The 26442-nt window shown below is 75.6% G+C and carries 27 protein-coding genes; 13 read left to right on the top strand and 14 right to left on the bottom strand.

The window, feature by feature from the left end; translation table 11 throughout:
• Positions 1-39: 39 nt before the first annotated feature.
• The 7 genes from ACIQTO_RS23865 to ACIQTO_RS23835 all read right to left on the bottom strand — a co-directional run bounded on the left by ACIQTO_RS23865 (position 40) and on the right by ACIQTO_RS23835 (position 6912).
• The gene (locus ACIQTO_RS23865) at positions 40-1326 is read right to left on the bottom strand and encodes a beta-ketoacyl-[acyl-carrier-protein] synthase family protein (RefSeq protein WP_402391460.1); all 1287 of its coding nucleotides are present in this window, start codon (positions 1324-1326) and stop codon (positions 40-42) included.
• Entirely contained in the window at positions 1323-2942 is a 1620-nt protein-coding gene (locus ACIQTO_RS23860; RefSeq protein WP_402391457.1) for an AMP-binding protein, read from the bottom strand. The genes ACIQTO_RS23865 and ACIQTO_RS23860 overlap by 4 nt, the downstream gene beginning before the upstream one ends.
• Before the next feature lie 158 nt (positions 2943-3100).
• Positions 3101-3610 (bottom strand): beta-ketoacyl synthase N-terminal-like domain-containing protein, encoded by a 510-nt coding sequence (locus ACIQTO_RS23855; RefSeq protein WP_402391454.1) that lies wholly within the window; start codon positions 3608-3610, stop codon positions 3101-3103.
• Positions 3607-4803 (bottom strand): beta-ketoacyl synthase N-terminal-like domain-containing protein, encoded by a 1197-nt coding sequence (locus tag ACIQTO_RS23850; RefSeq protein WP_402391451.1) that lies wholly within the window; start codon positions 4801-4803, stop codon positions 3607-3609. Before ACIQTO_RS23850 ends, ACIQTO_RS23855 begins: the two co-directional genes overlap by 4 nt.
• On the bottom strand, positions 4800-5081 hold the full coding sequence (locus tag ACIQTO_RS23845; protein ID WP_402391448.1) for an acyl carrier protein: 282 nt from the start codon (positions 5079-5081) through the stop codon (positions 4800-4802). Before ACIQTO_RS23845 ends, ACIQTO_RS23850 begins: the two co-directional genes overlap by 4 nt.
• On the bottom strand, positions 5078-5353 hold the full coding sequence (locus tag ACIQTO_RS23840; protein WP_402391446.1) for an acyl carrier protein: 276 nt from the start codon (positions 5351-5353) through the stop codon (positions 5078-5080). Before ACIQTO_RS23840 ends, ACIQTO_RS23845 begins: the two co-directional genes overlap by 4 nt.
• 125 nt (positions 5354-5478) lie before the next feature.
• On the bottom strand, positions 5479-6912 hold the full coding sequence (locus ACIQTO_RS23835; protein ID WP_402391443.1) for a class I adenylate-forming enzyme family protein: 1434 nt from the start codon (positions 6910-6912) through the stop codon (positions 5479-5481).
• 176 nt (positions 6913-7088) lie between these two features.
• On the opposite strand from ACIQTO_RS23835, the gene ACIQTO_RS23830 reads away from it, so the two are divergent.
• From ACIQTO_RS23830 to ACIQTO_RS23815, 4 genes are all read left to right on the top strand, one after another.
• Positions 7089-8183: an alpha-hydroxy acid oxidase gene (locus ACIQTO_RS23830; RefSeq protein WP_402391440.1), complete on the top strand. Its 1095-nt coding sequence runs from the start codon at positions 7089-7091 to the stop codon at positions 8181-8183.
• Between the two features lie 126 nt (positions 8184-8309).
• Complete coding sequence (locus tag ACIQTO_RS23825) at positions 8310-9083, top strand: class I SAM-dependent methyltransferase (protein WP_402391438.1); 774 nt, start codon at positions 8310-8312, stop codon at positions 9081-9083.
• Positions 9084-9121: 38 nt separating this feature from the next.
• Positions 9122-10060, top strand: coding sequence for an alpha/beta hydrolase (locus ACIQTO_RS23820; protein ID WP_402391435.1), 939 nt, complete (start codon positions 9122-9124; stop codon positions 10058-10060).
• Complete coding sequence (locus tag ACIQTO_RS23815; RefSeq protein WP_402391432.1) at positions 10057-11487, top strand: PLP-dependent aminotransferase family protein; 1431 nt, start codon at positions 10057-10059, stop codon at positions 11485-11487. Before ACIQTO_RS23820 ends, ACIQTO_RS23815 begins: the two co-directional genes overlap by 4 nt.
• Before the next feature lie 86 nt (positions 11488-11573).
• Here ACIQTO_RS23815 and ACIQTO_RS23810 read toward each other — a convergent pair whose 3' ends face one another.
• From ACIQTO_RS23810 to ACIQTO_RS23795, 4 genes are all read right to left on the bottom strand, one after another.
• Positions 11574-12338: an ABC transporter permease gene (locus ACIQTO_RS23810; protein ID WP_402391429.1), complete on the bottom strand. Its 765-nt coding sequence runs from the start codon at positions 12336-12338 to the stop codon at positions 11574-11576.
• 23 nt (positions 12339-12361) lie between these two features.
• Complete coding sequence (locus tag ACIQTO_RS23805; RefSeq protein ID WP_402391426.1) at positions 12362-13318, bottom strand: ATP-binding cassette domain-containing protein; 957 nt, start codon at positions 13316-13318, stop codon at positions 12362-12364.
• A gap of 148 nt (positions 13319-13466) precedes the next feature.
• Positions 13467-14648 (bottom strand): glycosyltransferase, encoded by a 1182-nt coding sequence (locus tag ACIQTO_RS23800; protein ID WP_402391423.1) that lies wholly within the window; start codon positions 14646-14648, stop codon positions 13467-13469.
• On the bottom strand, positions 14645-14947 hold the full coding sequence (locus tag ACIQTO_RS23795) for a hypothetical protein (protein WP_402391420.1): 303 nt from the start codon (positions 14945-14947) through the stop codon (positions 14645-14647). Before ACIQTO_RS23795 ends, ACIQTO_RS23800 begins: the two co-directional genes overlap by 4 nt.
• Before the next feature lie 157 nt (positions 14948-15104).
• Here ACIQTO_RS23795 and ACIQTO_RS23790 point away from each other — a divergent pair, with 157 nt between their 5' ends.
• The 5 genes from ACIQTO_RS23790 to ACIQTO_RS23770 all read left to right on the top strand — a co-directional run bounded on the left by ACIQTO_RS23790 (position 15105) and on the right by ACIQTO_RS23770 (position 19959).
• Entirely contained in the window at positions 15105-15977 is an 873-nt protein-coding gene (locus ACIQTO_RS23790) for a 3-oxoacyl-[acyl-carrier-protein] synthase III C-terminal domain-containing protein (protein ID WP_402391418.1), read from the top strand.
• A 110-nt stretch (positions 15978-16087) separates the two neighbouring features.
• Positions 16088-16378: an acyl carrier protein gene (locus ACIQTO_RS23785; RefSeq protein ID WP_402391416.1), complete on the top strand. Its 291-nt coding sequence runs from the start codon at positions 16088-16090 to the stop codon at positions 16376-16378.
• A 4-nt stretch (positions 16379-16382) separates the two neighbouring features.
• The gene (locus tag ACIQTO_RS23780) at positions 16383-17237 is read left to right on the top strand and encodes a hypothetical protein (protein WP_402391413.1); all 855 of its coding nucleotides are present in this window, start codon (positions 16383-16385) and stop codon (positions 17235-17237) included.
• Positions 17234-18058, top strand: coding sequence for a 4'-phosphopantetheinyl transferase family protein (locus ACIQTO_RS23775; RefSeq protein ID WP_402391410.1), 825 nt, complete (start codon positions 17234-17236; stop codon positions 18056-18058). The genes ACIQTO_RS23780 and ACIQTO_RS23775 overlap by 4 nt, the downstream gene beginning before the upstream one ends.
• A gap of 125 nt (positions 18059-18183) precedes the next feature.
• The gene (locus tag ACIQTO_RS23770) at positions 18184-19959 is read left to right on the top strand and encodes a condensation domain-containing protein (protein WP_402391407.1); all 1776 of its coding nucleotides are present in this window, start codon (positions 18184-18186) and stop codon (positions 19957-19959) included.
• 194 nt (positions 19960-20153) lie between these two features.
• Here ACIQTO_RS23770 and ACIQTO_RS23765 read toward each other — a convergent pair whose 3' ends face one another.
• The gene (locus tag ACIQTO_RS23765) at positions 20154-20894 is read right to left on the bottom strand and encodes a hypothetical protein (protein WP_402391404.1); all 741 of its coding nucleotides are present in this window, start codon (positions 20892-20894) and stop codon (positions 20154-20156) included.
• The gene (locus tag ACIQTO_RS23760; RefSeq protein ID WP_402391401.1) at positions 20891-21568 is read right to left on the bottom strand and encodes an RNA polymerase sigma factor; all 678 of its coding nucleotides are present in this window, start codon (positions 21566-21568) and stop codon (positions 20891-20893) included. The genes ACIQTO_RS23765 and ACIQTO_RS23760 overlap by 4 nt, the downstream gene beginning before the upstream one ends.
• 232 nt (positions 21569-21800) lie before the next feature.
• Between ACIQTO_RS23760 and ACIQTO_RS23755 the strand changes: the two genes are divergently transcribed.
• The 4 genes from ACIQTO_RS23755 (at position 21801) to ACIQTO_RS23740 (ending at position 25319) form a co-directional block, all read left to right on the top strand.
• The gene (locus ACIQTO_RS23755) at positions 21801-22679 is read left to right on the top strand and encodes an SAM-dependent methyltransferase (protein WP_402391398.1); all 879 of its coding nucleotides are present in this window, start codon (positions 21801-21803) and stop codon (positions 22677-22679) included.
• A 116-nt stretch (positions 22680-22795) separates the two neighbouring features.
• Entirely contained in the window at positions 22796-23683 is an 888-nt protein-coding gene (locus ACIQTO_RS23750; RefSeq protein ID WP_402391395.1) for a hypothetical protein, read from the top strand.
• Between the two features lie 76 nt (positions 23684-23759).
• Positions 23760-24563 carry an SDR family NAD(P)-dependent oxidoreductase gene (locus ACIQTO_RS23745; protein WP_402391393.1) on the top strand — a complete coding sequence of 268 codons (804 nt, stop codon included), beginning with the start codon at positions 23760-23762 and terminating at the stop codon, positions 24561-24563.
• A 15-nt stretch (positions 24564-24578) separates the two neighbouring features.
• The gene (locus tag ACIQTO_RS23740) at positions 24579-25319 is read left to right on the top strand and encodes a polysaccharide deacetylase family protein (protein WP_402391391.1); all 741 of its coding nucleotides are present in this window, start codon (positions 24579-24581) and stop codon (positions 25317-25319) included.
• A 25-nt stretch (positions 25320-25344) separates the two neighbouring features.
• Here the strand turns inward: ACIQTO_RS23740 and ACIQTO_RS23735 are convergent, their stop codons facing one another.
• A complete protein-coding gene (locus ACIQTO_RS23735; RefSeq protein WP_402391388.1) occupies positions 25345-26436 on the bottom strand; it encodes a hypothetical protein in 1092 nt (363 codons plus the stop codon).
• Between the last annotated feature and the right edge of the window lie 6 nt (positions 26437-26442).

Below are 26442 nucleotides of genomic sequence, written 5' to 3'. Positions count from 1 at the left end.
GTCGCACGGCAGGCCGGGGCGCGGCCCGGCAGCCGGCCGCTACTTGGTGGACCGGGTGGAGGCCGGGCCGAAGACCAGGCTGAGGTTGTGTCCGCCGAAGGCGAAGGCGTTGCTCAGCGCGGCGCCCGGCGGGGTGGACCGGGCCGCGCCGCGCACGTGGTCGAGCGCGCAGGCCGGGTCGGGGTCGTCCAGGTTGAGCGTCGGTGGCAGCGTCCCCCGGGCCACCGCGAGTGCGGTCACCGCCGCCTCCAACGCGCCTGCGGCACCGAGCAGATGGCCGGTCGCTCCCTTGGTCGAGCTGACCGCCGGCCCGTGTTCGCCGAAGACGGCGCGCAGGGCGGCGGTCTCGGCGACATCGCCCAGCTTGGTACCGGTGCCGTGTGCGTTGACATAGCCGATGTCGGCCGGCGCCAGGCCCGCGTTGGCGATCGCGGCGCGCATCGCGTCGGCCGCGCCCGAGCCGTCCGGGCGGGGCATGGTCGGGTGGTGCGCGTCGGTGGAGGCGCCCCAGCCGGTCAGGTCGGCGTAGCCGGCCGCGCCGCGGGCGTCCGCGTGCTCGGCCCGCTCCAGCACCAGGACGGCGCTGCCCTCGCCGAGCACGAAGCCGTTGCGGCGGGCGTCGAACGGCCGGCTGGCCTGCGCCGGATCGTCCCAACCGGACGACAGCGCGCGGGCGTTGGTGAAGGCGGCGGCGATCGTCGGGTGCAGCGAGGACTCGCTGCCGCCACAGACCACCACATCGGCGTCGCCGGCCCGGATCAGCCGCAGCCCCTCGGCCACGGCCTGGGCACCGGCCGCGCAGGCCGTCACGATCGCCGAACTGAAGCCCCGGATCCCGTGCTTGATGGCGATCCGGGCGGTGGCCATGTTGGAGAGCATGCCGGGCAGCAGATACGGGCTGACGCCGGGCCGGCCACGCTCCAGCCGCCGGTGCGACTGCTGCTCGAAGGTCTCCAGCCCGCCGCCGCCGGTGGCCAGGACCACGGCGGTGCGGTGCGGGTCGGCGTCCCGCCCGACCACCAGGCCGGCGTCGGCGAGCGCGTCGTCGGCGGCGGCGAGCGCGAGCAGCACGAACCGGTCGACGCACCTGGTCTCGGTCGGCGGCAGCACCTCGCGGCCCTCGACGGCGGGTGCCAGGCCGGCGGCGGTGAGCCAGCCGTGCGCAGCGTGGCCCTCGGGCAGCGCGCGGATGCCCGAGTGGCCGGCGGTGAGCGCCTCGAAGACGTCGGCCGGCTTCCGGCCCACCGGTGTGACCAGGCCGATTCCGGTGACCACGGCGCCCGGACGGCCGGTGGGCGCGCCCGGACGGCCGCCGGCCGCGCTCATCGGGCGGCCACCGAGTCGAGGTAGCGCTGACGCAGCAGCACCTTGCGGACCTTGCCGGTCGGCCCGAGCGGGATGTCCTCGCCGGACACCACCAGGACCTGCCGGACGGTGGCGGCCGCGGCCTCGTCGAGGGCGGCCGTGACCGCCTTGGTGCGGTCCGCGGCCGGATCGGCGTCGGCCGCCAGGAGCAGCAGGACGTCGGTGACCACCCGGTCGCCGTCCCGGACGGCGACGACCGTGCAGTCCGCCACGTCGGGGCAGGCCGCGAGTACCCGCTCTTCCGACATCGCGGTGAACAGCCGCTTGCCGTCGCCGAGTTCGACCGAGTCCACGGCCCGGTCGACGTGGTAGTAGTAGCCCTCCTCGTCCCGGTACATCAGGTCCCCGGTGAGGAAGCGGCCGCGGATCCGGGTGCGGAAGGTGGTGGCCGAGTCGTTCCAGTAGCCGAGCGCCAGGGTGGGGGAGGAGGTGGCGAGTTCGCCGACCTCCCCGGGGCCCAGCGGCTCGCCGTCCGGGCCGACCACCTCGCAGTCGACGAAGGCGTGCGGGCGGCCGACGCACCGGCCGTACCGCTCGGTGCCGGGGCCGTGGGAGATGAAGAAGTGGGAATGGCCCATCTCGGTGGAGCCGAGGCCGTCCACGAACAGCGAGCCGGGCACCCGGACCCGGCCCGCACGGGTGACGGACTCGCGGCTGCCGGTGGCGATCAGCCGGCGGATGTGCACCTCGTGGGCGCAGTCACCGGTGTTCCACCAGAGCGCGACCGACGTCAACTCCCGCTCGGCCAAGTCGTGGTGGGCCAGCTCGGCCCAGGTGGCGGCGAAGCCGATGACACCGGTGGGCCGCCGGCTCTCGATGGCGTCCAGCACGCCGGCGCCGGACTGCCGGGAGAGCAGGTCGAGCCGGGTGTGCGAGCTGAGCGCGAGGTTGACCGCGATCAGGGTGGCGGCGTGCGGCGCGGGCAGCGCGCTGAGCATCCGGTCCTGGCCCTGCGGGCGGGGCAGGCGCAGGCGGTGGCGGATCGCCGCGTACAGGCTCGCGTGCGAGTGGACCACGGCCTTGGGCATCCCGGTGGTGCCGGAGGAGTGCGTGATCGCCACCGGGTCGCCGGACCAGTGCCGGTAGGGCGCGGGCGCGGCGTCCGGGTCGCCCGAGCCGAGCGTGCCGATCTCCGGGAGCAGCGGGGCGCCGGGGTCGTGGCCGGCCAGGGCGGCCAGGTGCGCGGCGTCGGCGAGGATGCCGACGGGGCCGAGCCGGGCGATGTAGCGGGCGGCGCGCTCGCCGTCCACGTTCGGGTTGAGCAGGGCCGGGATCGCGCCGAGCCGGGCCAGCGCGAGGAAGGAGAGCACGTGGTCGGCGGCGTCCGTCGCGTAGACCACCACCGGGTCGCGGCGGGTCACGCCGAGGCCGTGCAGGGCCGCGGCCCGGGCCCGGACGGCGCGGTCCAGCTCGCGCAGGGTGAAGGGCTGCCAGGCGGCATGGTCGTCCACCGGGGTGTCGAAGGTCAGCAGCGGCTCGTCCAGCCCGAGGCCCAGGGCCATCCGGCTGGTCAGGACGTTGCCGGCGCCGACGTCGGGGTCGTCCGCGAGAAGGGTGCGGATACTGCGGATGCTCACGGTGGTGAATCCCTCCCATGGTGCGTGGTGCTGGGCGTACTTCGGCGGGTGCGGCGTGTGGCGCCGCTCGCTCGATGGCGGTGCGGGGAACGCGGCGGCGGTGGGCCGTGCGGGACGGCTCGGGGGTGGCTGTGGGACGGGTGACGGGGCGGCTCGGGTCAGCCGGCCGTGACCAGGACGGCGGCGGCCCGGTCCGTTCCGTCGGCGGACTCCGCCTGCTCGGCGGCGATCACGAGGACCTGGTCGGCGTCGCCGTCCGCGAGGAGCAGCGCCGCCAGGTCGAGCGCGTCCAGCGGTACCCGGCCCGGTACCGAGTCGGCCGGGCTGATCGCCACCACCGGACCGGTCAGGCCCCAGCGGGCGGCGATGTGTCCGAGGACGGCGTTCGGGTTGGACTGGAAGAACAGCAGGGGCGGCACCCGCTGCCCGGAGGCGGCGGCGTCGTCGATGGCACGGGCGGTGGCGCGGTCGCCGCCCGCGCTGGCCAGCAGCAGGGCGGTCCGGCCGGGGGCCGGGGCGCCGCCGTGACGGGCGCGCAGGCAGCGTTCGGCGGTCTCGGCCACCAGCGGATTGAAGGAGGAGGCGGTGAAACCGGGGATCGGCGGGAGCGGCTCGTGGCGGCCCGGCTCCGGCCAGCGGGCTTCGGCGAGGACCCGCAGCCCGGTCATCGGGCCGCCACCAGGAGCGCGGTGTTGGCGCCGCCGAACGCGGAGTTGAGGGTCAGCGCGTAGCGCGGCCGCTCGGTGCGCGGGCCGTCCAGGACGAGGTCCAGTCCGACGTCCGGGTCCGGGCCGAGCCAGCCGGCGTTCACCGGCAGCCGGCCGTCGCGCAACGCCGCTATGGTGACGGCGAGTTCGAGCAGCGCCGAGGCCTCCAGGGCATGGCCGTGGACGGCCTTGCTGGAGCTCACCGGCAGCCGTTCGGTGTGGGCGCCGAAGACCCGGCGCAGCGCGCTCGCCTCGGCCCCGTCGGCCAGCGGCGAGCCGGTGCCGTTGGCGTTGACGTAGCCGACCTCGGCCGGGCTGACGCCGCCCCGGGCGAGCGCGGCCTCGACGGCCCGGGCCACGCCGTCGCCGGTCGGCTCCGGGCGGCAGACGTGGTGGGCGTCGCCGGCCCGGCCCCAGCCGGCCAGCCGGGCGAGCACCGGTGCGCCGCGCCGCCCGGCCTCCGACTCGGTCTCGATGACGACGGCGGCGGCCGCGTCGCCGAGCAGGGTGCCGGTCCGGCCGGCGCTGAACGGGCGCAACTCGCCGTCGCGGGCCAGCGCGCGGCCGGCGTCGAAGGCGGCGAAGACGCCCGGTTCCACCAGGTGGCCGGCGGCGACCAGCACCCGGCGGTGCCGGCCGGCGGCCACCAGCGCGGCGGCGTCGGCCACGGCGGTGCCGGCGGCGACGCAGGCACCGGTGTACACCCGGGTGACTCCCGCGAGGTCCCAGGCGGCGGCCGCGCCGGCGGCCACGGCGGCGGCCACGGCCCGGGTGTTGAGGTCACTGTGCAGGGCGAGCAGGACGGGCATGTCGTCCCGGTCCGCGGTGGGCCCCGCGCCCCGGTCGGTCGCCGCCCGACGGTCGCCTTCGCCGCTCCGGCCACCTTCGCCGCTCGCGCCGCCGGCGGGCAGGCCGGCCTGCTGGCAGGCCTGGTCCACGGCGGCGAGCACGGCGTCGGCGAGTGGCATCGGCTCGGCCAGCAGCGCGGCCCGGCCGGTCCGGCGCGCGGAGACGTCGAACCTGGTCACCGCGGTGAAGGCGGTCTTGCCGTGGGCGGCCGCGTCGGCCAGCGCGTCGAGCCCGGTGCCGGCCGCGCTGAGCACGCCGACGCCGGTGACTACGGGCCGGACGGCGGGCGGGGCATGGCCGGTCATGACTGCGCGGCCCCCGCGGTCTGCGGCGTCGCGGCGGCCGCGGCCGCCGCGAGGACGGCCGAGCGGAGCACCTCGACGGCGTCGTCCACGGTCCGGATCGCCTCGAAGCGTTCGTCGTCGAGGTCCGGCTCGATGCCGTAGCGCTGCTCGAACTCAGCTATCAGCCAAGTGAGTTCGAGTGACCCGAGTTCCTCGGGGACGTCGCCTGCGGCGCGCTGCCCGAACGCCGCCAGGATCGTCAGGACCTCGGCCCGGTCGGGGAGGACGGGATCGCTCACGCCGGGCTGCCCGAGGTGGCGTTGGCGGCGTCGAAGCGCTTCGCGATGTCGGCGGTGAACTCGTCGAGCGTCATCAGCGCGGTGCTCTCCATCTCGTCGAAGTCGAACTTGATCCCGAACTCGTCCTCGACCTGCACCGAGAGGTCGGCGAGGGCGAGCGACTCCAGGTCGAGGCCGGCCGGGCCGAGGTCGGTGTCGCCGGTGACCTCGGAGACGTCGTACTGCATCTCGGTCAGGGCGGCGAGGACGAACTCGCGGATGCGGTCCTGCATGGTGTGCTCCTGTACTCGCGCGCTGCGGCGCGCGGATCGTCGGGGGAGGCGGCGGAGGGTCGGGACACGTCGGTTCGGCGGCGCCGGTCCGGGGCCGGGTGCGGCGGGTTGTCCGGCAGGCCGGGTCAGCCCGCCGCGGCTGCGGTCGCCCGGAGGGCGGCCGGGTCGCGCAGCAGCTTTCCGGTCGCGGTGCGCGGGAGTCGCGGGAGGAAGGCCAGTCGGCGGGGCCGCTTGTAGGCGGCGAGCCGCTGGGCCAGCGCGTCCCGGACCAGAGCCCGGTCGGCGTCGTCGTCGGTGGCGAGGTACGCCTCGATGGCGCCCTCGTCGAAGACCACGACGGCCTCACGGACCTGGGGCAGGCCGGCCAGGATCAGTTCGACCTCGGTGAGGTCGACCTTCAGCCCGCCGATCGAGACCTGGGAGTCCCGCCGCCCGAGGACGGTGACGAGCCCGGTGGCCGGGTCCAGTTCGGCGGCGTCACGGGTGTGCAGCCAGCCGTCCGACCAGCGGGTCGGGTCGTCCAGTCCCGGGTACGGCGAGGCGGCCGTCCTCAGCTGCAACTCGCCCGCCACCAGGCGGAGTTCCATGCCGTGGACGGGCTGCTTCGCCGGGTGCAGGGCGCCGTCGAGATCGGTGGCGATGACACCGAGCTCGGTCATGCCGTACATGGTGCCCAGCGGCACGCCGTACCTGGCGGTGAAGGCGGCCGGCAGGCCCGGGCGGACCAGCTCCCCGGCCACCACCATCCGGCGCAGTCGTGGCAGCGCCGGGGGCGCGGCCACGCCGGCCAGCAGTTCGGCGTGGAAGGGTACGCCGATCACGGTGGTGGGCCGGTCGGCCTCGTCGGCGACGGCGGCCAGAATGCCCGCCGCCGTCATCCGGTCCGGCACGGTCAGCGGTGCGCGGGCGTGCAGGCTGTTCAGCAGTCCGCCGACCAGTCCGAGCACATGCACCACCGAGGAGAGCAGTACCACCCGCTCGCCCTCACCGGGGAAGTCCACCAGCCGCTGGTAGCAGCCGAGTTCTCGGATCAGATCACCGGCGGTGCGGGCGATGACCTTGGCCGGGCCGGTGGACCCGGAGCTCAGCTGGACCAGCGCGTGGCCGGTCCGGGCAGGTCGCCCGTCCGGTAGCCGGACGGCCACCGGCTCGATCTCGGAGAAGCCGCGCAGCGCCGCCGAGGGCCGATGAGCGGACCCTACCAGCACCTGCGGGGCCAGCCGTTCGACCGCGAGCTCGATCTCATGGTCGGTCAGCCGGTGGTCCAGCAGGGCCACTTGGGCGCGCAATCGCCAGCAGGCGAGCAGCACGGCGACGAAGCCCAGCGACGGTGGCAGCCGCAACGCCGCCGTGCCGCCGGGGCCGAGGCCGGCCGCGGCGAGCCGCGCGGCCTGCTCGTCGACCAGGGCGCGCAGAGTGCCGCGGTCGACGGGTGTGCCGAAGCGCAGGCACTCCTCGCCCTCCGGGCCGGCCAGCAGGAACCGGGTCACCCAGTTGTCCGGGGCGTCGGCGTGCGGCGGTGCAGAGGGCGGAAGTGAGGAGAGGGAAATGCCGGTCAACGCCACTCCACGCAGAGGAGATTTGACATGGACGCCGTTCTCAAACCAATACGGCCAATTCCGTTGCCAGACTTTTGCACAGACGTTTGGTCAAATCAAGGTCTATACCAATCCGGCTCGTACCTCCTACGCTGCCGAAGCGGGACTGGTCCGAGCGCGGCCGTCCGGGAACGAGGATGCCCGTGGGACTACTCACGCTGGCCGGGTACGAGCGCGCGGCGCGCACCCAACTGCCACCAGAAATATGGGACTTCATCGAGGGTGGCAGCGGACTCGAACGCACCCTGGCGGCCAACCGGGAAATGTTCGGCCACTACGCACTGAGGCCCCGCACGCTCGTCGACGTCTCGACCTGCTCGACGGCCGTCCCGCTGCTCGGAAGCGAGCTGCGGCTGCCGGTCGGAATTGCCCCGATGGCCTACCACCAACTGGTCCATTCGGACGGGGAAACCGCGACCGCTCGGGCAGCCGGCCGGGCCGGGGCGTTCCTGGTCGCCGGAATCTTCGCCAGCCGGACCCTGGAGTCCATGGCCGCCGCCGCCACCGGCCCGCTCTGGCTGCAGCTCTACTGGCTGCGGCGCCGTGACGCGCTCGCCGCGCTGGTCGAACGGGCCGAGGCCGCCGGCTTCGCCGCCCTGATGCTGACCGTGGACGCCCCCCGGATCGGCCGCCGGATGCGCGACCTGCGCAACGGCTTCGCCGTCCCGCCGCAGATCCGCGCCGTCAACCTCGATCCCGCGCTGATGGCCGCCAGCCACCGGGCCGACACCGGCTCCTCCGGCATCGCCGACCACGCACGGGAGCAGTTCGACCCCAGCCTGACCTGGTCCGACCTGGCCTGGCTGCGCGAGCGCAGCAGCCTCCCGCTGGTCCTCAAGGGCATCCTGACGGCCGAGGACGCCAGGATCGCCGCCGAACACGGCGTGGACGCCGTGGTGGTGTCCAACCACGGCGGCCGTCAACTGGACGGCGCGCTGCCCGCGCTCGCGGCCCTGCCCGAGGTGGTCGCCGCCCTCCCGCCGGAGGTCCCGGTGCTGCTCGACGGCGGCGTCCGGACGGGGACCGACATCGCCGTCGCGCTCGCGCTCGGCGCCCGCGCCGTCCTGGTCGGCCGCCCCGTCCTCTGGGGGCTCGCCGTCGAGGGCGAGGACGGCGTGCTGCGGGTCCTCGACCTGCTCCGCGACGAACTGGAGCACACCCTGGCCCTGTTGGGCCGGCCCACGCCCGCGGACCTGGACGGCACCGTCCTCGCGCCCTGGCCCACCGCCTGACCGGGCTGCCCCTCCGGCCGGAGGGGCAGCCCGGTCAGGCCCCGTACCGAGGCTCCGCGCGAAGGCGCCGCACCGACGCCCCGCGCCCGAGCTCCGCACCGCACGCCCGACAGAAAGACCGACGACATGAAGAACCAGGACGCCTTCCCCGGCTGGGACTGGGACGATCCGGAGGACCTCGCCGTCCGGCTCGACGCGTTCAGCGGCGACGTCGCCACCTGCCGACAGCTCGAACCGGCCGTCGGCGGCCTCCCCAAGGACCACCGGGGCTTCCGCGAGCTCGGCATCACCGGCATCGAGTTCGCCGCCTTCCGGACGGCCCACCCGGAGGGCCTCGGCACCGACCTGACCGCCCTGCGCAGCCCCGAGACCAGTACCGAGCCCGGCACCCTCTACCGCGTCGACGGCGACCGCTGGTTCACCCAGCTCGACATCGGCCGGCCGCTGCCCTTCGCGGACGCCAGCGTGGACTGGGTCTACGCCGAGCACCTGATCGAGCACGTCACCATGCCGATCGCGGTCGGCTGGCTGCGCGAGGCCCGGCGGGTACTGCGCCCCGGCGGTGTCCTGCGGATCACCACCCCCGACCTGGCCCGCTACCTGACCGGTTACGCGACCGACGACGGCTTCCTCGCCAAGCACCGCCGGCGCCTCACCACGATGGGCTTCGGCCCGCCGATGCCGCAACGCCCGGCTTTCTTGATCAACCAGATCTTCCGGTACTACGGCCACCAGTGGATCTACGACCTGGACGAGCTGCGGCACGTCCTCACCCGGGCCGGCTTCGAGGCCGACCGGATCCGCCCCTGCGCCTACCGGGAGGGCGTCCGCGCCGACGTCGCCGACCTCGACACCGCGTTCCGCACCGACGAGACGGTCTACGTCGAGGCCGACCGCTGAGCCGCGGAGCCCACCTCCCCCTGCCCGATCGGATGACCATGCCGCTGCACCCCCAGGCCCAGGCGCTGCGCGAGCGCCGCGCGCGGGCCGGCACACCCCCGCTCTACAGCCTCACCCCGGCCCAGGCCCGCGCCGCCGACCTCGCCGACATCCGGGCCGCCGCCGGTACCCCCGAGCCCGTCGCGGCCGTCGAGGAGCACCGCATCGCCGGCCCCGGCGGCGAACTCGCCCTGCGGCTCTACCGCCCCGAGCCGCCCGGCCGGCGGCTGCCCGCCCTGCTCTACCTCTTCGGCGGCGGCTGGACGCTCGGCTCGCCCGACACCAGCGACGCGATCTGCCGCCGGCTCACCAACGCCGTCGGCTGCGTCACCGCCTCCGTCGGCTACCGTCTCGCCCCCGAACACCCCTTCCCCGCCGCCGTCCACGACTGCCGCGCCGCCGCCGGCTGGCTGGCCGGGAACGCCGACGCCCTCGGCCTCGACCCGGCCCGGCTGGCCGTCGGCGGCGACAGCGCCGGCGGCAACCTCGCCGCGGCCCTCACCCTGCTCGCCCGCGACGGGGGCGGCCCGGCCCTGCGCCACCAACTGCTGGTCTACCCCAACACCGACCACCGGGCCGCCGAGGCCCCGTCGGCCGAGCGGTTCGACGACCCGCTGCTCTTCAACCGCCGCTCGGTGGCCTGGTACTGGGGCCACTACCTGGCCGATCCCGCCGACGGCGACCACCCGCACGCCTCCCCGCTGCGCGCCCCGAGCCTGGCCGGGCTGCCGCCCGCCACCGTGATCACCGCCGAGTACGACCCGCTGCGCGACGAGGGGGAGCGCTACGCCGAGGCGCTGCGGGCGGCCGGCGTCCCCGTCGAGTCCCGCCGGTACGCGGGCATGCCGCACGGGTTCTTCGCCATGACGGGCGTCCTGGACGCGGCCGGGGAGGCCCAGCGGTACGCCGCCGAGCGGCTGCGCGAGGCCCTGCGGTGACCGCCGCCGCTCCTGCCGCCGCGTCCGCCGCCCGGCCCGCCGCCGCCACCGGGCCCGCCGTCGGGCCGCTCGCGCTGGGTGACCTGCACGGCTCGCTGGCCGATCCGCTGCTGGACGCGATGACCTTCCTCAACGAGGTCACCACCCGCTACCCCGGGGCGGTCTCCTTCGCCCCCGGCCGCCCCTACGAGGGCTTCTTCGAACCGGAGGACGTCCACGACCACCTGGACGCCTATCTGGAGCACCTCGCCGCCCGGGGCCTCGACCGCGACGCCGCCCGCACCACCCTGTTCCAGTACGGCCCGACCAAGGGCGTCATCGCCGACCTGGTCGCCCGCACCCTGGCCAACGACGAGGGCCTCACCGTCGCCCCCGAGTCCCTGGTGCTCACCGTCGGCGCCCAGGAGGGCATGCTGCTGACGCTGCGCGCCCTCTGCGCGGGCCCGGACGACGTCCTGCTGGTCAGCTCACCCTGCTACGTCGGCGTCACCGGCGCCGCCCGGCTGCTCGACCTGACCACCGTCCCGGTGCCCGAGGGCCCCGACGGCGGCCCCGATCCGCGGGCCGTCCGGGCGGCGGCCCGGGCCGTCCGGGCCCAGGGGCGGCGCCCGCGGGCGCTCTACGTCGTCCCCGACTTCGCCAACCCCTCCGGCACCAGCATGCCGGTCCCCGCCCGGACGGGGCTGCTGGACGCCGCCGCCGAGGAGGGGCTGCTGGTCATCGAGGACAACCCGTACGGCTTCTTCGCCCGTGACCCCGGTGAGCGGCCCACCCTGAAGGCGCTGGACCGCCGCCGCCAGGTCGTCTACCTCGGCTCCTTCGCCAAGACCTGCTTCCCGGGCGCCCGGCTCGGCTACGTCGTCGCGGACCAGGAGGTGGCCGGGCCCGGTGGCCGGCGCTCGCTGCTCGCGGACGAGCTGGCGAAGCTGAAGAGCATGACGACGGTCAACACCCCGGCGCTCAGCCAGGCCGTGATCGGCGGCATGCTGCTGCGCCACGACTGCCGGCTGCGGGCCGCCAACGCCCCGGCGACGGCCTACTACGCGGCCAACATGGCGGCGCTGCTGGCCGCGCTGGAGGAGGAGTTCCCCGCGGCCGAGCGCGAGCGGCTGGGCCTGTCCTGGAACGAGCCGGAGGGCGGCTTCTTCGCCGTGCTGACGGTGCCCTTCACGGCCGACGAGGCGGCCATGGAGCGGTGTGCCCGGGAGTACGGCGTGCTCTGGACGCCGATGGCGCCGTTCTACCCGGCGGGCGGGGGAGAGCGCCGCCTCCGGCTCTCCGTCAGTTCACTCACCGCACGTCAGATCCGCGACGGTGTGGCCGACCTGGCCCGCTTCATCCGCGCCGAGGCCGAGGCCGAGGCCGGTGCCGGGGCCGGCGCCGAGGCCGACCCCGGGGCGCGGGCGGAGGCGGAGGCGGCACGGTAGGGGAGCGGCACGCACGAGGGTGGGGCGGGGGCTTCGAGAAGCCCCCGCCCCACCCTCGTGTCCGTCCTCGCGCGCGGTCCCGGGGCTCAGCGCACCCGGGTGGAGAACAGCCGGGCCGAGCAGTACACCGAGGCCACCGTCATCAGGACGACCACCAGCAGCCCCTGCCAGACCACACTGTCCCCGGCATGGCCGGAGAAGAGCGCCCGCATGCCCTCCACCGCCCAGTAGAAGGGGTTCCACTTGGCCATGGTCTGCTGCCACACCGGTGCCAGCGCCAGTGGCAGCAGGACGCCGGACAGCAGCGCGATCGGCTGCGCGAGGGTGTTCACCACCGGGGCCATCGCCTCGTCGGCCGGCAGCACCAGGGCGATGCCGTAGGAGATCGCCGAGGTCATCAGGGCCAGCAGGCCGAGCAGCAGGTACGCCAGCAGCAGGTCCAGCGGTGCGACCCGCAGCCCGAACGGCAGCGCGATCAGCGTGATCAGGACGGCCTGGACGAGCAGCGCCACCGTCTCGCGCAGCGCCCGGCCGAGCAGCAGGGCCAGCCGGCTGACCGGGGTCACCCGGGACCGCTCGATGATGCCGGCCTTCAGCTCGCCGAGCAGGCTGAAGCCGGTGTACAGCCCGCCGAAGATGCAGAGCACCGCCAACAGGCCCGGTACGTAGATCTGGTAGGTCTCGGCGTAGGTGGTCGCGCCCATCGGCGCCAGCACCTTCTTGAGCAGTGGTGCGAACAGCAGCAGATAGAAGATGGGCTGGATCAGCCCGACGGCGATCCAGATCGGGGTTCGCCACATGAGCAGCAGCTGCCGCTGGAAGACCAGCCAGGTGTCGCGGGCGAGCTTCATGGGGGCCTCTCGGGGATCAGTGCTCAGGACTGCTCGATGGAACGGCCCGTCCGGGCCAGGAACACGTCGTCCAGGCTGGGCCGTTGCAGTTGCACGGTGCCGGGTACGACCCCGGCGCCGTCCAGGGCGCGCAGCAGCCGTGGGATCGCGGCCGCGCCGTCGTCGAGGTAGAGCCGCAGGCCGTCGTCGCCCTGTGTCTCCAGGCGGCGCAGGTACGGCTGGTCGCGCAGCGCCTTGGCGGCGGGTTCGGCCTCGCCGGCGGTGAGGCCGACCAGGACGACGTCGCCGGAGATCTCCCGCTTCAGGGCCTCGGGCGTGCCCTCGGCGACGATCCCGCCGTGGTCGACGATCGCCACCCGGTCGCAGAGCGCGTCGGCCTCCTCCAGGTAGTGCGTCGTCACCACCACGGTCAGGCCCTCGGCGCTCAGGCGCCGGATCTCGGCCCACACCTGTCCCCGGCTGGCCGGGTCGAGGCCGACCGTGGGCTCGTCGAGGAAGAGCACCTGGGGCGCGTGGATGACGCCCAGCGCGATGTCCAGCCGGCGGCGCTGGCCGCCCGAGTAGGTGCGGCACGCGCGGTCACCGAACTCGGTGAGCCCGAAGGCGTCCAGGGCCTCCTCGGCCAGCTGCTGGGCCCGTGCCTTGCGGGTGCCGTGCATCCGGGCCTGCAGCACCAGCTCCTCGCGGGCGGTGACGGTGTCGGCGGTGCCGCCGCCCTGGGCGACGTAGCCGATGCGTTGGCGGACTCCGTCCGGGTCGGTGAGCAGGTCGGCGCCGGCGATCCGGACCTCGCCGCCGTCCGGCCGGATGAGTGTGGCGAGCATGCGCAGGGTGGTCGTCTTGCCGGCGCCGTTGGGCCCGAGGAAGCCGAATATCTCACCTGCGGCCACGTCCAGATCGATGCCGCGGACGGCGTCGACGGCAGCCTGGCCGCGTTGTTTGGACGGATAGGACTTGCGAAGTCCCTTGGTCTCGATCAACCAGAACTCCCGTGCGGGGATGGATTGCCACGTCGACGACGTCCAGCGCGGAGAGGGCTGGACGGTCCGTTCGGGGATGGTGGCCGGGGCACCTGGGAAGCGGTGCTTCGCGCCACACTAGGGTCTGCGGCGCCCCGGATACAATGGCCTAGACCAATGGATTCGATCGTTCTGCCCCGGCTCCGACCAGGGCCTCCAGCCGGTCGGCCGCCGTCACGGCCCCGCCGCCGGCGCGCAGCGCCGCACCCACCCGGACAGCGCTCTCGCGGTACCGCGGTGCGTCAAGAACCGTCCGCAGCGCGGTCGCCAGCCCGTCGGGCGTGACGCGGGCGAACGGCACCCGCAGCCCGGCGCCGGCCGCCGCGACCTGCGCCGCGACGAACGGCTGGTCGTGCCGGATGGGTGCCGTCACCAGCGGCAGCCCGTGCGCCAGCGCCTCGCCGACTGTGTTCATCCCGCCGTGGCACAGCACCGCGTCCAGCGCGCCGCGGGCCATCAGCTCCAGGACCGGGGCCCGGTCCACCGCCACCGCCTGGCGGGGCAGTTCGGGCAGCAGCGCGGCCGGTGCGGCGATCACCGGCTGCACGTCGTCCCCGCACAGCTCCAGCGCCCGGACGGCCCGGGCGTGGAAGTCCGCGCCGAGGTCCCCGGCCAGCGTCCCCATGGTGACCAGTACCCGCCGCCGGCCCGGCTCCAGCCGCTCCCAGGGGAAGTGCGGGTCGGCGGGCCGCTCGGCCAGGACCGGCCCGACCAGCGCGTAGTGCGCCGGGAAGGCCGTCGGGCCGGTCAGCGCGGGCCCGGTCGGTGCCAGGACGAGGGTGGGGGAGAAGCGCGGGTCGGTGTACTCCTCCTCGGGCAGGCCGGCCCGCCGCCAGAGGCCGGTGAGCAGTTCGGTCATCCAGGCCTCGACCCGCGGCAGCGCCCGGAACGGCCGCCCCAGCTCCATCGCCCCGGGCGCCAGGCTGGCCCACGGCAGGCCGTGCCGGTGCGCGACCAGCGCGCCCGCCGGGGTGTGCTGGTCGACCAGCAGGGCGTCCGGCCGGAACTCCCGCACCGCCGCGTCCAGCGGCTTCGCGGTGAACCGCGCGTACGGGACGATGAAGCCCTCCCAGAGCGAACGCAGGGCGGCCAGCCCGTGCCCGCCCTGCGCGCGGAACGCCCGGGTGCCGGTCCCCAGGACGACGGCCTCGGGCCCGAGCAGGGGCCGCAGCACCGACTCGGTGCCGGTCCAGGCGACCTCGTGGCCACGGGCGGTCAGCTCGCGGGCGATGCCCGCGACCGGATTGACGTGTCCCGTCAACGGGGGTACCACCAGCAGGAATCGGCTCATCGGGCGGGCTCCTCGGCGGGCAGCAGCCGCTGCACCTCGGCGACGGTCAGGGCTTCCAGTCCGGCCAGGTCCAGCCCGGCACGCAGTGCGGTGAGGTCGGCCGATGCCCCGAAGTACCCGCGCAGAAGGGCATCGAGCGCCGTCAGTTCGTACTCGTCCAGCATCAGATCGGCGTCCAGCCGGGCCTGCGGGGTGACCAGCGCGGCCCATTCGGGTGGCGCGCCGGCGGCCTCGACCAGCAGGGCGACCAGCTCCGGACGGGCCTGGGCAGCGGAAACGGGGGGTTCACGATCGGTCATGGGGGCTCCACCTGCTCGACGGCACGGGGGCGGATGAGTCTGCGAAGGGGCCCGAGATCACTTGTGCGACCCGTCGGGCGTGGGAATACTAGCCCGCGTGACAGCACTGGAGGCAGTGGCCGTTCACCTCCCCCACCACACCGTGCCCATTGAGGCAGTGGGCGAGCGAATCGGCCTGACCCCGCGTCAACTTCGACTCTTCCGCCGTTTCCACGGCCTGGACCAGCTGCGGCTGGACCCGGACGGGAAGCTGCCCGACCTGCTCGGCGCCGCCGTCGACGCCTTACCGGAGCTGCGCGGACGCGAACGGCACGTCCGCTTCGTGATCCACGCGCGCAGCATGCCGGTGGCGGTGCCCTATCCGCTCAACCCGCTGCACGACCTGCTCGGCCGCTACGGCCTCGCGCACGCCGCGGCCTTCACGGTGACCCACCACGCCTGCGCGGTGGGTCTGCTGGCCGTCGACCTGGCCGGCCGACTGCTGGCCGGCCAGGCCGACCCGGACGCCCTGGCGCTGGTGCTGGCCGGGGAGAAGACCTTCACCAAGGACGCCCAGCTGGTGCCCGAGACCGGGATCTTCGCCGAGGGCGCGGCCGCCTGCCTGGTCCGGGCGACCGGCGAGCGCAACCGCGTGCTCTCCTACGCCGTCCGGCACCGCCCCGAGTTCGACGGCCGCCTGGCCGAGGACGCGGACCTGCTGGCGCGCTACCAGCGGGAGTACCCGGTGGTGATGATCGAGGCGATCGAGGCCGCCCTCGACCAGGCAGGTCTGGACCTCTCGGACCTCGCCCTGGTGCTTCCGCACAACGTCAACCAGGCCTCTTGGCGCATGATCTGCCGGCGGATCGGCTTCCCGGTGGAGAAGGTGGTGCTGGACAACGTGCGCTCGGTGGGGCACAGTTTCGCTGCGGACAGCCTCATCAATCTCCACACCGCCACCACGCAGGGGCTGCTCCGCCGCGGCGACCGCTACCTGATCGCCGCCGCCGGTGTCGGAGCCACCTTCTCCGCCATGGCCGTCGAGCACTGACGCATCGTCGGTCCGGCGCGCACCGGGCGACGTACCGGCACGGCGAGGACGACCACACCTCCGGCCGGCCGCACCCATTCACCTCTCACGCACGACGGGACGGGACATCCATGCCAGAATCGGCGGTCCAGACCACTGACACCGAGCTTCGCGAGCGGGTCCTGCGGAGCATCGGCGAACTGCTGCCGCGCGTCCTCAAGCGCGACCTGCCCGAGATCCCGGAGAACGCCTGCCTCTTCGACGACCTCGGTCTCACCTCGGCCGGCACCATCGAGCTGATCCTGGAGGTCGAGGAGACGCTGGACATCCAGGTCGACGTCGAGCAGATCGGCGAGGACGACCTGCGCTCGGTGAGCAACCTGGCCGACTACGTCGCCGGGCACATCATTCCCGAGGACTGACCGGGTGGCCGCCGCTTCCGCGTCGCCGCCCGCGCTGGGCGTCACCCGGATCCTCGCCCGGTCCTTCGACGGCAGGTCGGAGACCTCGCTCGACCCGGACCTGCGGGTGTTCGTCACGGACCTGGTCCGGCCGTACGGCCTGCCGGTGCGGGAGGACCTCCTGACCGAGGGCGTCGGCCACTCCTACGCCGAGCTGGCCGAGGGCCTGCTGGAGGAGGCGCTGGCCGACGGCGTCCCGGTGGACCTGTTGATCCTGGCCTTCGACTCGCCGGACGTCCGTCCGGGCGCGCCCAGCTCCCTGGCGCTGAGCCGCTCCTGCCCCGGCTCGCCGCTGGCCTTCGCGCTCTGCGACCAGGGGTCGGCGGTGGCGTTCAGCGCGCTGCGGGTGGCCGCCGAGTACCAGCGCACCGGTGCCTGCCGGCGCGCGGTGGTGGTGCTGGCCGAGCAGACCGCGCTGCACTACCGGCCGGCGGCACCGGTGGAGCTGCCCGAGCGGCACGGCGTCGTCGTGCTGGTCCTCGACGAGACCGCCGGGGCCGAGCTGACGATTCGTCAAAGCTCGGCCGTGGACGCCGATATGGCGGGCAAGGTACTGAACGACGAGGTGCGGGCCCTGGCCGAGGACGCCGCCGTCCTGCTGGACGCCGGCCTGGCGGCGGGCGCCGGCGGCGAACCGGTGGTGGACCAGGGGCGTGAGCCGGCGGTCGTCGCGCCGCCCGGGCAGCCGTTCACCGGGCTCTGGGCGGAGCTGGCCGGGCGGCTGCCCGACTGGCAGGCGCGGGGCCGGCCGGTCCTGGCTGCCGGCCTCGACCGCAGGCTGGGAGTCCTGAGCACGCTGACCCTCCGGGTGGGCCCGTGACCGCGGGGCCGCCCGCCGATCCCGCCGACGCGTCCGACCGCGTGGACCTGGCTGACGCATCCGGCCCCGCCGACCTCGCCGACGCCCGCCTCGACGGCACCGACCCGGTCGACCCGGTCGACCTGTGGACCATTCCCACCGACCAGCCCGACGCGGTGGTCCGAGAGCTCCGGAGCCTGCTGGACCCGGCCGAACTCGCCCGGGCCGCCGGCCGCGGTCCGGCCCGCGACCCGGCGGTCGGGCGGCGCTTCATCGTGGTGCACGGTGCCGTCCGGCTGCTGGTGGCGGAGCGCCTCGGCCTGCCCGCTGCCGAACTCGTCTGGCGGCACGGCCCGCACGGCAAACCCGAGCCGGTGGAGGGGCGCGGGCGGATCGGCGTCAGCTACTCCGGGTCCGGCGCCCTGGCCGTCCTGGCCCTCACCGGTGGGCGGCCGGTCGGCGTCGACGTCGAGGAGATCCGTGACGCGCGGGTGGCCGGCCGGGTCGCCGCGCGCTACTTCCCGGGTGCCGAGGCGGAGTTCCTCGCGGCCTCGGGGAGCCCCGAGGCGCTGGCCGAGCGCTTCACCACCCTCTGGTGCCGCCGTGAGGCCTGCGTCAAGGCCTACGGCGGGCGGCTGGTGCAGGGCTTCGGGCTGCCGCTGGCCGGTCCCGCGCCGTTGCGCCTGGCCGACCCGGGCACGCTGGGTGAGGGCCCCTGCCTGCTCGACGACGTGCCGGTGCCCGGACCGTTCCGGGCCGCGGTGGCGTTGCCGGGTGGCCGGCCCTTCCGGCTCCGCCGGCATCGCTGGAATGCCTTGTCCGAGGCCATTCAAGCACGCTGACAAGAGAATTGACGCTCTGTCGGCCGTCCCAGAATTCTGGTCTGTACCACTGCGGCGGGCCGCTGATAGCGTCCCGACCCGCACTCCGCTGACATCCCCCCGGCCGGCCGAAGGGCGCGTACGACGTGACAGAGAGCATCCGGCGGATCATTGTCCGGTACAGCGGCGCGAGCAGCGGCTTCGGGCCGCTGACCCTCGGCCAGGACAACATGATCCGCTGCATCCGGCGCGACAGACCCGAGCAGATCAACAAGGAGTCCGTCTGGCCGGTCCCCGACGGGGTGACCGTGCCGGCCGCGCTCGACGCCCTCCGCCGACTCGTCGAGCGGCACGACTCGCTGCGGACGGTCTTCCCGGCCGGCCCGGGCCCGGACGGCTTCCCCGAGCGCCAGCTGGTCTGCGGCGAGGGCGAGTTCACCGTCACCGTACGCGCGCCGGCCGGCCGGTCGGTCGAGGGCTCCGAGGGCGTGGCGGCCTTCGAGGCATTCGAGGGCTTCGACGGAAGCGGCGGGATCGACGCGCTGGCCGACGAGGTGGGCCGGGCCGACGTCGCCGTCCCGTTCGACCTGACGGCCGGCCCCCGGCTCCGGTTCACCCTGCTGGCCGAGGCCGACCGGGTGCTCCGACTGATCGTGGTCGTCTGCCACGCCGGCGCGGACGGCGCCGCGACCACCCTGCTCATCCAGGACTGGCTGGCCCTCGCCGCCGGCCAGGAGCTCCCGCCCGTCACCGCCCGGACCCCGCTGGAGGTGGCGGCGGTCGAGCAGAGCGACCAGGGCCGCCGCAAGGCCGCCGCCGCGCTCCGGCACTGGCGCAAGGTCCTGTCCGCCGCCCCGCAGGCCGTCTTCGCCGACTCCCGGATCACCGGCCCGCCGGACGGCGTCGCCGCCGTCGTGCTGCGCTCGCGGACGGCGGCCGCCGACCTGGCCGCCACCTCCCGGCGCACCGGCGCGAGCCCGTCCGTCGTCCTGCTCGCCGTCTTCGCGGCCCTGGTGGCCCGGCGGGCGGACCGGACGGACGTGGTGATGTCGGCGCTCTCCGCCAACCGGCAGCGCGCCGTGATGGCCGACCACATCGGCACCCTCGCCCAGGACGCCCTGCTCGCCCTGGACACCGACGCGGACGACCTCGACGAGCTGATCGGCCGCGCCAAGGTGGCCTCGCTCGCGGGTTACTGGCACAGCACCATCCCGGCGGGCGAGGTCTGGGCGCTGATCGAGGACATCGCCCATCTGCGCGGCTCCCGCTTCCCCCGCCAGGTCGTGGTCAACGACCTCAGCCTGACCATCCCCGAGGCGATGTCCGAGGCCCGTCCGGCCCCGACCAGCGACCCCGAGCTGACCTGGCTGCCCGACCAGCCGGTCGCGGTCCGGGTGATGCTCAACATCCTGCGGATCTCCGGCAGTCTGGAGTTCGCGCTGGTCGCCTGCCCGCAGGTGCTCGACCGCGAGGAGACCGGCCGCTTCGCGCTCGCCGTGCCCGCCGTGCTCGAAGCGGCCGCGCGCGGTCCGGTCCCGCTCGCCGAACTCCCCGCGCTGACCGGGCTGGGCGGCGCCGTCCGGGCCGGTGCGTGGCAGCGGATCGAGGGCTCCTGGGTCGACCTGGACGCCGTTCGGGCGCTGGTGGCGGACGCCCTCGGCGCCGCTACCCGGGTCGAGTTCGCCGACGGCCGTCTGGTCGCCCGGATCGCCACCGCCGACCCGGAGTTGACGCCCTCGCTCGCCCACCGCACGGTGATCGGGGCGTTGCCCGGCCGGGACACCGCGATGGCTCCGCAGCACTACGTCGTCCACGCCGCCGCCGATCCGGCCCTGCCGCCGCACTGGGGGGAACTGGCGGTCGTCGCCGAGGGAACCGGCCGGTGCCCGGAGGTCGCCGGCCGCCTCGCCCCGCTCGGCTGACCGCCCCGCTCGGCTGACCGCCCCGCTCGGCCGGCCGCCCCCGGCACCTGATCGCTCCGGTGTCACGCGGGTGCCCCGGCCGGGCGGAGCGCCCCGCCCGCCGGGCGGCTGCCGGGCCCGGGCCGACCGCGGGCCGCGCGCGACTCACCCGAACCGCGACTCACCCGAACGGGGTGGCGCGTCCGCCGCACGGTTCACCCCTGCGCGCCGTCCCAGGAGCAGAGCGACGTCGCGCCCGAGGTCAGCCCCCAGGGGCTGGGTACGCCGTCGGGTTCCCCCGGTTCGGACTGTCGTGGCAACTGGTCGATCACCGTCACCAGCGCCGGGGGCAGTTGCGGTGCCAGTCCCCGATGGCAGCGCGAGAGGATGTCCCGCCGGACGTCGTCCGGCAGCAGGGGCCGGTCCGCCCGCAGGGGGGACCGGCCGGCCGGCCGAGACTCCGGGGGGCCCTCGGCGGCGGCGAGCTGGTCCGACCACGCCCGCCAGTAGTCGGCGTCGTCGGTCTCGCCGAACCGGAGGTGGTACAGGTGCAGGCAGTACGCCGCCGTGCCGCTGCCCGACCCGGCCGCGAAGCGCCACCAGAACTCGGCGCCCTCCTCGTGGCCGGTGGCGTAGAGCAGCGCGGCGAACACCTCCGCCCCCTCCGGTTGGATCCGCCGCGCGTTGACCAGCAGGTCCAGGCCCCGGGAGGCGTTCGGGGCGCCCAGCACGAGGGCGACCACCAGACCCAGCTCGAAGGCGGCCTGCTCGTGCTCGGACGGCAGATGCGCGGGGGCCGCCGTCAGCCTGGCCTGGCGCAGTGCGGCGATCCGCTCGGCGTGCGCCCGTTCGGGCCGGGGAATCCGCGGACCCGCCGCGCCACCGCCGGCCGGCGGCTCGGTGCCCGGGGGAGCGGCCGGACCGCCGGGCACCTCGGCGCCGTGCCAGGGGGTCACTGCTCGCCTCCCCGGTCCGGCAGTTCGCGCACACCGAGCCGCTTGGCCAGCCGTTCCCGGGCGTGCCGGAGGTTGGAGTGGACGGTGGCGACCGGCCGGCCCAGATAGGCGCCGATCACCTTGACGTGCAGCCCGAGCAGGTACCGCAGTACGATCACGTCCCGCTGCCGGTCCGGGAGTTCGAGGATCGCCGCGTACAGCCGGACGCCGTCCGCCTCGCTGTACAGGAGCCCGTTGGCGACATCCTTGAACGCCCCGATGACCGCCGCGAAGGTGACGGCCTCCACCTCGACCTGTTCCTCGCCGGCCACCCAGTCGGCGACGTGCCGGTTGGCCAGCCGCCACGCGTACGCGGCCGGCTCCTCGAACCGCAGGACCTGGGCCCAGCGCCGGGCGAGGTCCTCCTTCACCGCCTCGACGACCAGCGTCACGTCCGCCCGGTTGCCGATCCGGGTCAGCGCGAGGGCGTGCCAGGCCGGCTCGTGGGTCTCACAGAACGCCGAGTAGGCCAGCTCCAGCCGGATGTTGGCGTTCTCCGGACCGTCGTATCCGTCGCCCCCGGGGGCGTCGCGGCCGGCGCTCGGACGGTCTGCCCGGCCGCCGTCGGCCCCGGTGCCCACCGGCGCCGGCCCTCCCCGGTGCCCGAGCGTGCGGACACCCCTGTCGATCGTCATCGAACCTGCCTTCCGCGGCGGCCGACCGATCGCCGGCCGCCTGAGGGTGCGGACTCCGTGCCCGCCGCCCTCATTCCATCAGGTCCGTCACGCCGGGTCGTTGGATGAATACTGAATGTCATCTCGTCCTCATGGCCGATCATCGGCCCTGCCGAACGCGGCGGGCCCCGGCGGCGGTTGGCCGGCGGGTAGCGTGGGCAGCAATCGGTGAGTCCGCCGGCGGGGGAGAGCGATGAGCCTTTACGACGGGGTCGACCTGCGACTGAACGTGCCGCACTCGGCCCGGATGTACGACTACTACCTCGGCGGCTTCACCAACTTCGCCGCCGATCGCGAGGCGGCCGGGCAGGCGCTCGCCGTCCTTCCCTGGGTGCGCTCCGCCGCGCGCGCCAACCGGGCCTTCATGCACCGCTCGACCAGGTCCCTCGCCGAGGCCGGCCTGGACCAGTTCCTGGACATCGGCACCGGCATCCCCACGTCGCCCAATCTGCACGAGATCGCCCAGCGGGTGAATCCGGCGGCCCGCGTCGTCTACGTCGACAACGACCCGATCGTGCTCTCGCACGCCCAGGCCCTGCTCACCGGGGCGCGGGAGGGCCGCACCGCGTACATCGAGGCCGACCTCGCCGACCCGGTGGCCCTGCTCGCCGCGCCGGGCCTGCGCGACACCATCGACCTCTCCCGCCCGGTCGCGCTCTCCCTCAACGCCGTCCTGCACTTCGTCCCCGACGACCTCGCCGGCCCCGGCGTCCCCGACCGCGCGGACGGCCCCGACGCCCCGGCCGACCGGGGGTTCCCCGGCCCCCACCGCGCCCACGCGATCGTCGAGCACCTGAAGGCCGCCCTCGCGCCCGGCAGCGCCCTGGTGATCTCCCACCTCACCGCCGACTTCGCCCCCGAGGAAGTCGCCCGGGTGACCGGCATCTACCGCGCCGCAGGCACGCCCCTCCAGGCCCGTGCCCACCGTGAACTCAGCCGGTTCCTCGCCGGCTGGACCGCGCTCGCCCCCGGCCTCGTCCCCGTCCCCCGGTGGCGCCCGGCCGACCCCGGCGACGCCGCCGTCACCGACATCGAGGCCTCCGGCTACGCGGCCGTGGCCGTCAAGCCGTAGCGGCTCGCGCCGGACCCCGGCCCCGTGCGGTCCCGACCCCTCGCCGTGGGCCCACTCCCGTGCGCGCGGGCCCGCGCGGGCCCAGACTGGTCGTGGAGCCTGCCCCGAGGAGAGTCATGCTGCTCGGACTCACCACCGCCCTGGTCGCCACCGTCTGCTTCGGCTTCGGCTCGGTCTTCCAGGCGCGCGGCGCCCGGTCGGCGCCGCGGGCGGACCGGGTACGGGTCGGCCTGCTGGCCGCCCTGGTGCGCTCCTGGCAGTTCCTGCTGGGGACGGCGCTGGACATCGGCGGCTTCGTGCTGAGCGTCGTCGCGCTGCGCAGCCTGCCGCTCTTCCTGGTCCAGGCGGTCACCAACGCGGGCCTCGCGGTGACGGCGCTCGCCGCGGTCTGGCTGCTCGGCGCCCGGCTGCGGCGCGGCGACGTGGCCGCGATCGTCGCGGTGGTCGTCGGACTCACCCTGCTGGCCCTCGGCTCCGGGCGCGAGGGCCGCGAGTACGCCCCGGCGGCCTTCCACTGGGCACTGCTCGGCACCACGGTCCTGATGCTGCTGCTCACCCTGCTGCTGGCCCGCCGGGACGGCAACGCCGCGGCGGGCGGCCTCGGCCTGCTCGCCGGGGTCGGCTTCGGCGTGACCAGCCTGGCCGTCCGCGTCCTCGACGTCGGCGGGGTGGCCGAGGTCCTCACCGACCCGGCGGCGTACGGGCTCGCCCTCGGTGGTCTCGGCGGCTACCTCGCGTACGCGCTCGCCCTGCAGCGCGGCACCGTCACGGCGGCGACGGCGGCCGGGACGGTGACCGAGACCTTCGGCCCGGCGCTGGTCGGGGTGGTCGCCCTGGGCGACGCGGCGCGCCCGGGCTACGCCTGGTGCGCGCTGGCCGGCTTCGCGGTGGCGGTCGGCGGCACCTTCGTGCTCTCCCGGTTCGGGGAGGTGGAGGCCGAGGTGGGGCCGTCGGAGGCGGGGGCGCGGGGGCGGGCCGAGGCGGCCGCGCTGCCACCCCGGTAGCCCGGGCGGCGCCCTCGTGCGAAGGTGACTTGCCGGACAAAACGGACGGCCAGATCGGCGAGGAACGGGAGCAGCCATGGCGGACGAAGGCCATCACCGGTCCCGGCGGGCCGACCGGCCCGGCAGCCCCGCGGCCGGGCCGCCGGTCGCGCTGATCACCGGCGCCTCCTCCGGCATCGGCGCGGCCACCGCCGTCCGCCTCGCGCCGGCCGGCTGGCAACTGCTGCTCTCCGGCACCGACCGCACCCGGCTCGACGAGATCGCCGCCCGCACCGGCGGCCGGGCCCTGCCCGAGGACCTCGCCAAGCCGGACGGCCCGCAACGCCTCGCCGAGGCGGCGCTGGCCGCCGCCGGCCGGGTCGACGTCCTGATCGCCGGGGCCGGCCTCGGCTGGCGGGGGCCCTTCGCCCAGACCCCCACCGACACCCTGGACCGGCTGATCGAGGTCAACCTGGCCGCTCCGCTGCGGCTGGTCCGCCTGCTGCTCCCCGGCATGCTGGAGCGCGGGCGCGGCCGGATCGTCCTGCTCGGCTCGATGGCCGGACAGGTCGGCGTCCGCGACGAGGCGGCCTACGCGGCCACCAAGGCCGGGCTGGCGATGTTCGCCGAGAGCCTCCGGTACGAGCTGCGCGGGACCGGAGTCGGCGTCGGGATCGTCCTGCCGGGGCCGGTGGACACGCCCTTCTTCACCCGCCGCGGCACGCCCTACCAGCGTGAACGCCCCCGCCCGGTGGCCCCGGAACGGGTCGCCGAGGCCGTGGTCGGGACGATCACCACCTCCCGTGACCGGCCTTTCGTCCCGCGCTGGCTCGGCCTGGCCGCGCGCGTCCACGGCGCCGCGCCGGGAGTGTTCCGGCGCATGGCGTCCCGGTTCGGCTGACCGGGGCGGGTACCGATGGACCGGGCGCGTACGGCCCGCCGGGCGGCCCTCGTCGCGGCGGGCGCCGAGCTGTGCCACCTCGCGCCGGCCGCCGTCCGGCTGCCGCCCGTCCGCCGGACGCTCGCCCGCCGTACGGCCGGGTACGGCGACGTCCCCCGCCACGTGGCCCTGACCTTCGACGACGGCCCGGACCGGCGCAGCACCCCGTACGTGCTGGACGCCCTGGACGGGCTCGGGGTCCGGGCCACCTTCTTCGTGCTCGGCACGATGCTGGAGCGGGCCCCGGAGCTCGGCCGCGAGCTGGTGGCCCGCGGCCACGAGGTCGCCGTGCACGGTTGGTACCACCGGACCCAGTGGTACCCGGCCCCCGTCCGTGACCTGCGCGAACTGCGCCGCGCCACCGAGGCGGTCACCGAGCTCTGCGGGGCCCGTCCGCTCTGGTACCGACCGCCGTACGGTGTCCTCGCGGCCGGTCCGGCGCTCGCCGCCCACCGGCTCGGTCTGCGGACGGTGCTCTGGACGGCCTGGGGCCGGGACTGGACGGCGGACGCCACCGCCGCCTCCGTCCACACCACCGCCCGCCCCGGCCTCGTCGGCGGTGCCACCCTCCTGCTGCACGACTCCGACTGCACCTCCGCCCCCGGCTCCTGGCGGGCCACCCTCGCCGCCCTCCCGCTCCTCGCCGGCCACTGCCGCTCCCACGGCCTGACCCTCGGCCCCCTGCGCGACCACGGCGTGCCCGACCGCGCGGGGTGACCCGCCCGGGCCGCGGGGCGGGCGGCTACGCCAACCCGACCCGGGCCAGCGCGGCCGCGAACCCCGTCCGCCAGGCCTCCGGGGAGGCGCCGACGGACGGGGGCGGCGCCGGGCGGTCCAGTGCGGCGAGCGCGGTGCGGACCACGTCGGCCGGACGGGCGGAGGTGACGTCGGCGTGGCCCAGCTCCAGTTCGTGCTGGAGGTTGTCCCGGCCGTGGCCCTGGACGACGTCCAGCAGGAGCAGCCGGCGGCCGAGCGCCCGGGCCTCGCTGCAGGTGTCGCCCGAGCTGGTCACCACCAGGTCGGCGGCGGCCATCAGCGCGGGGATCCGGTCGGTGTAGCCGAACGGGTGCAGGCGCGGGCGGCGCCCGGCGGCGTGGCGCAGCCGGCGTTCCAGCTCGCGGTTGTGCCCGGCCACGGCGAGCACGTGCGGTCCGGCGTCGGCCAGGTCGGCCGCCGTGCGGGCGAGCGGGCCGAGCCCCCAGGAGCCGGACATCAGCAGGACGCACGGGGCGTCCGGCGGCACACCGAAGTCGCCCCGGGCCGCCGCGCGGGTGGGCGGGTGGTAGAACGGCTCCCGCAGCGGCGCCGGCAGCACGGCGATCGCGGCGTCCGGCCGGTAGCGCCGCACCGCGCACGCCGCGACCTCGGAGGTGACCAGGAAGAGGTCGGTGCCCTCCTGCACCCAGAGCCGGTGCGGTGTGACGTCGGTGCAGAGCACCAGGTGCCGGAACGCCGGTCCGCCGGTCCGCCGGGGCAGCCGGTTCACCGCCGAGGTCGCGGTGGCGAACACCGACACCACCAGTTCGGGCCGCTGCCGGGTGACCAGCTCCCGCAGGGCCGGGACCAGCCGGGTCCGCGCCGCGGCGTCGGCGAGCAGGGCGGGGCGGCTGCCGGGCCGCAGCGCCGCGAAGTGGAAGGCGTCGTAGACACCGGGCAGGTCGAGCAGCCGGCGGAAGACCGCCTCGCCGGCCGCGCCCGCGCGCTGCCCGAGCAGCGCCATCGCGTCCACGGTGGCCGTGGTCCAGCCGCGGGCCCGCAGCGAGTCGGCGCAGGCCCGGGCCATCACGTCGTGGCCCTGTCCGAGCGAGCCGGAGACCAGTAGGGCGTGCGGCACCGGGGC

Source organism: Kitasatospora sp. NPDC091207 (genome assembly GCF_044768625.1).
GTDB lineage: Bacteria > Actinomycetota > Actinomycetes > Streptomycetales > Streptomycetaceae > Kitasatospora.
This window is presented reverse-complemented; position numbering and strand designations above follow the sequence as displayed.

Excerpts from the sequence above, each read along its gene's own strand:
- ACIQTO_RS23795 (WP_402391420.1), bottom strand. The coding sequence starts at position 14,947 with ATGACCGATCGTGAACCCCCCGTTTCCGCTGCCCAGGCCCGTCCGGAG.
- ACIQTO_RS23855 (WP_402391454.1), bottom strand. The coding sequence starts at position 3,610 with ATGACCGGGCTGCGGGTCCTCGCCGAAGCCCGCTGGCCGGAGCCGGGC.
- ACIQTO_RS23825 (WP_402391438.1), top strand. The coding sequence starts at position 8,310 with ATGAAGAACCAGGACGCCTTCCCCGGCTGGGACTGGGACGATCCGGAG.
- ACIQTO_RS23850 (WP_402391451.1), bottom strand. The coding sequence starts at position 4,803 with ATGACCGGCCATGCCCCGCCCGCCGTCCGGCCCGTAGTCACCGGCGTC.
- ACIQTO_RS23740 (WP_402391391.1), top strand. The coding sequence starts at position 24,579 with ATGGACCGGGCGCGTACGGCCCGCCGGGCGGCCCTCGTCGCGGCGGGC.
- ACIQTO_RS23755 (WP_402391398.1), top strand. The coding sequence starts at position 21,801 with ATGAGCCTTTACGACGGGGTCGACCTGCGACTGAACGTGCCGCACTCG.
- ACIQTO_RS23800 (WP_402391423.1), bottom strand. The coding sequence starts at position 14,648 with ATGAGCCGATTCCTGCTGGTGGTACCCCCGTTGACGGGACACGTCAAT.
- ACIQTO_RS23760 (WP_402391401.1), bottom strand. The coding sequence starts at position 21,568 with ATGACGATCGACAGGGGTGTCCGCACGCTCGGGCACCGGGGAGGGCCG.
- ACIQTO_RS23750 (WP_402391395.1), top strand. The coding sequence starts at position 22,796 with ATGCTGCTCGGACTCACCACCGCCCTGGTCGCCACCGTCTGCTTCGGC.
- ACIQTO_RS23745 (WP_402391393.1), top strand. The coding sequence starts at position 23,760 with ATGGCGGACGAAGGCCATCACCGGTCCCGGCGGGCCGACCGGCCCGGC.
- ACIQTO_RS23865 (WP_402391460.1), bottom strand. The coding sequence starts at position 1,326 with ATGAGCGCGGCCGGCGGCCGTCCGGGCGCGCCCACCGGCCGTCCGGGC.
- ACIQTO_RS23810 (WP_402391429.1), bottom strand. The coding sequence starts at position 12,338 with ATGAAGCTCGCCCGCGACACCTGGCTGGTCTTCCAGCGGCAGCTGCTG.
- ACIQTO_RS23820 (WP_402391435.1), top strand. The coding sequence starts at position 9,122 with ATGCCGCTGCACCCCCAGGCCCAGGCGCTGCGCGAGCGCCGCGCGCGG.
- ACIQTO_RS23830 (WP_402391440.1), top strand. The coding sequence starts at position 7,089 with ATGCCCGTGGGACTACTCACGCTGGCCGGGTACGAGCGCGCGGCGCGC.
- ACIQTO_RS23785 (WP_402391416.1), top strand. The coding sequence starts at position 16,088 with ATGCCAGAATCGGCGGTCCAGACCACTGACACCGAGCTTCGCGAGCGG.
- ACIQTO_RS23840 (WP_402391446.1), bottom strand. The coding sequence starts at position 5,353 with ATGCAGGACCGCATCCGCGAGTTCGTCCTCGCCGCCCTGACCGAGATG.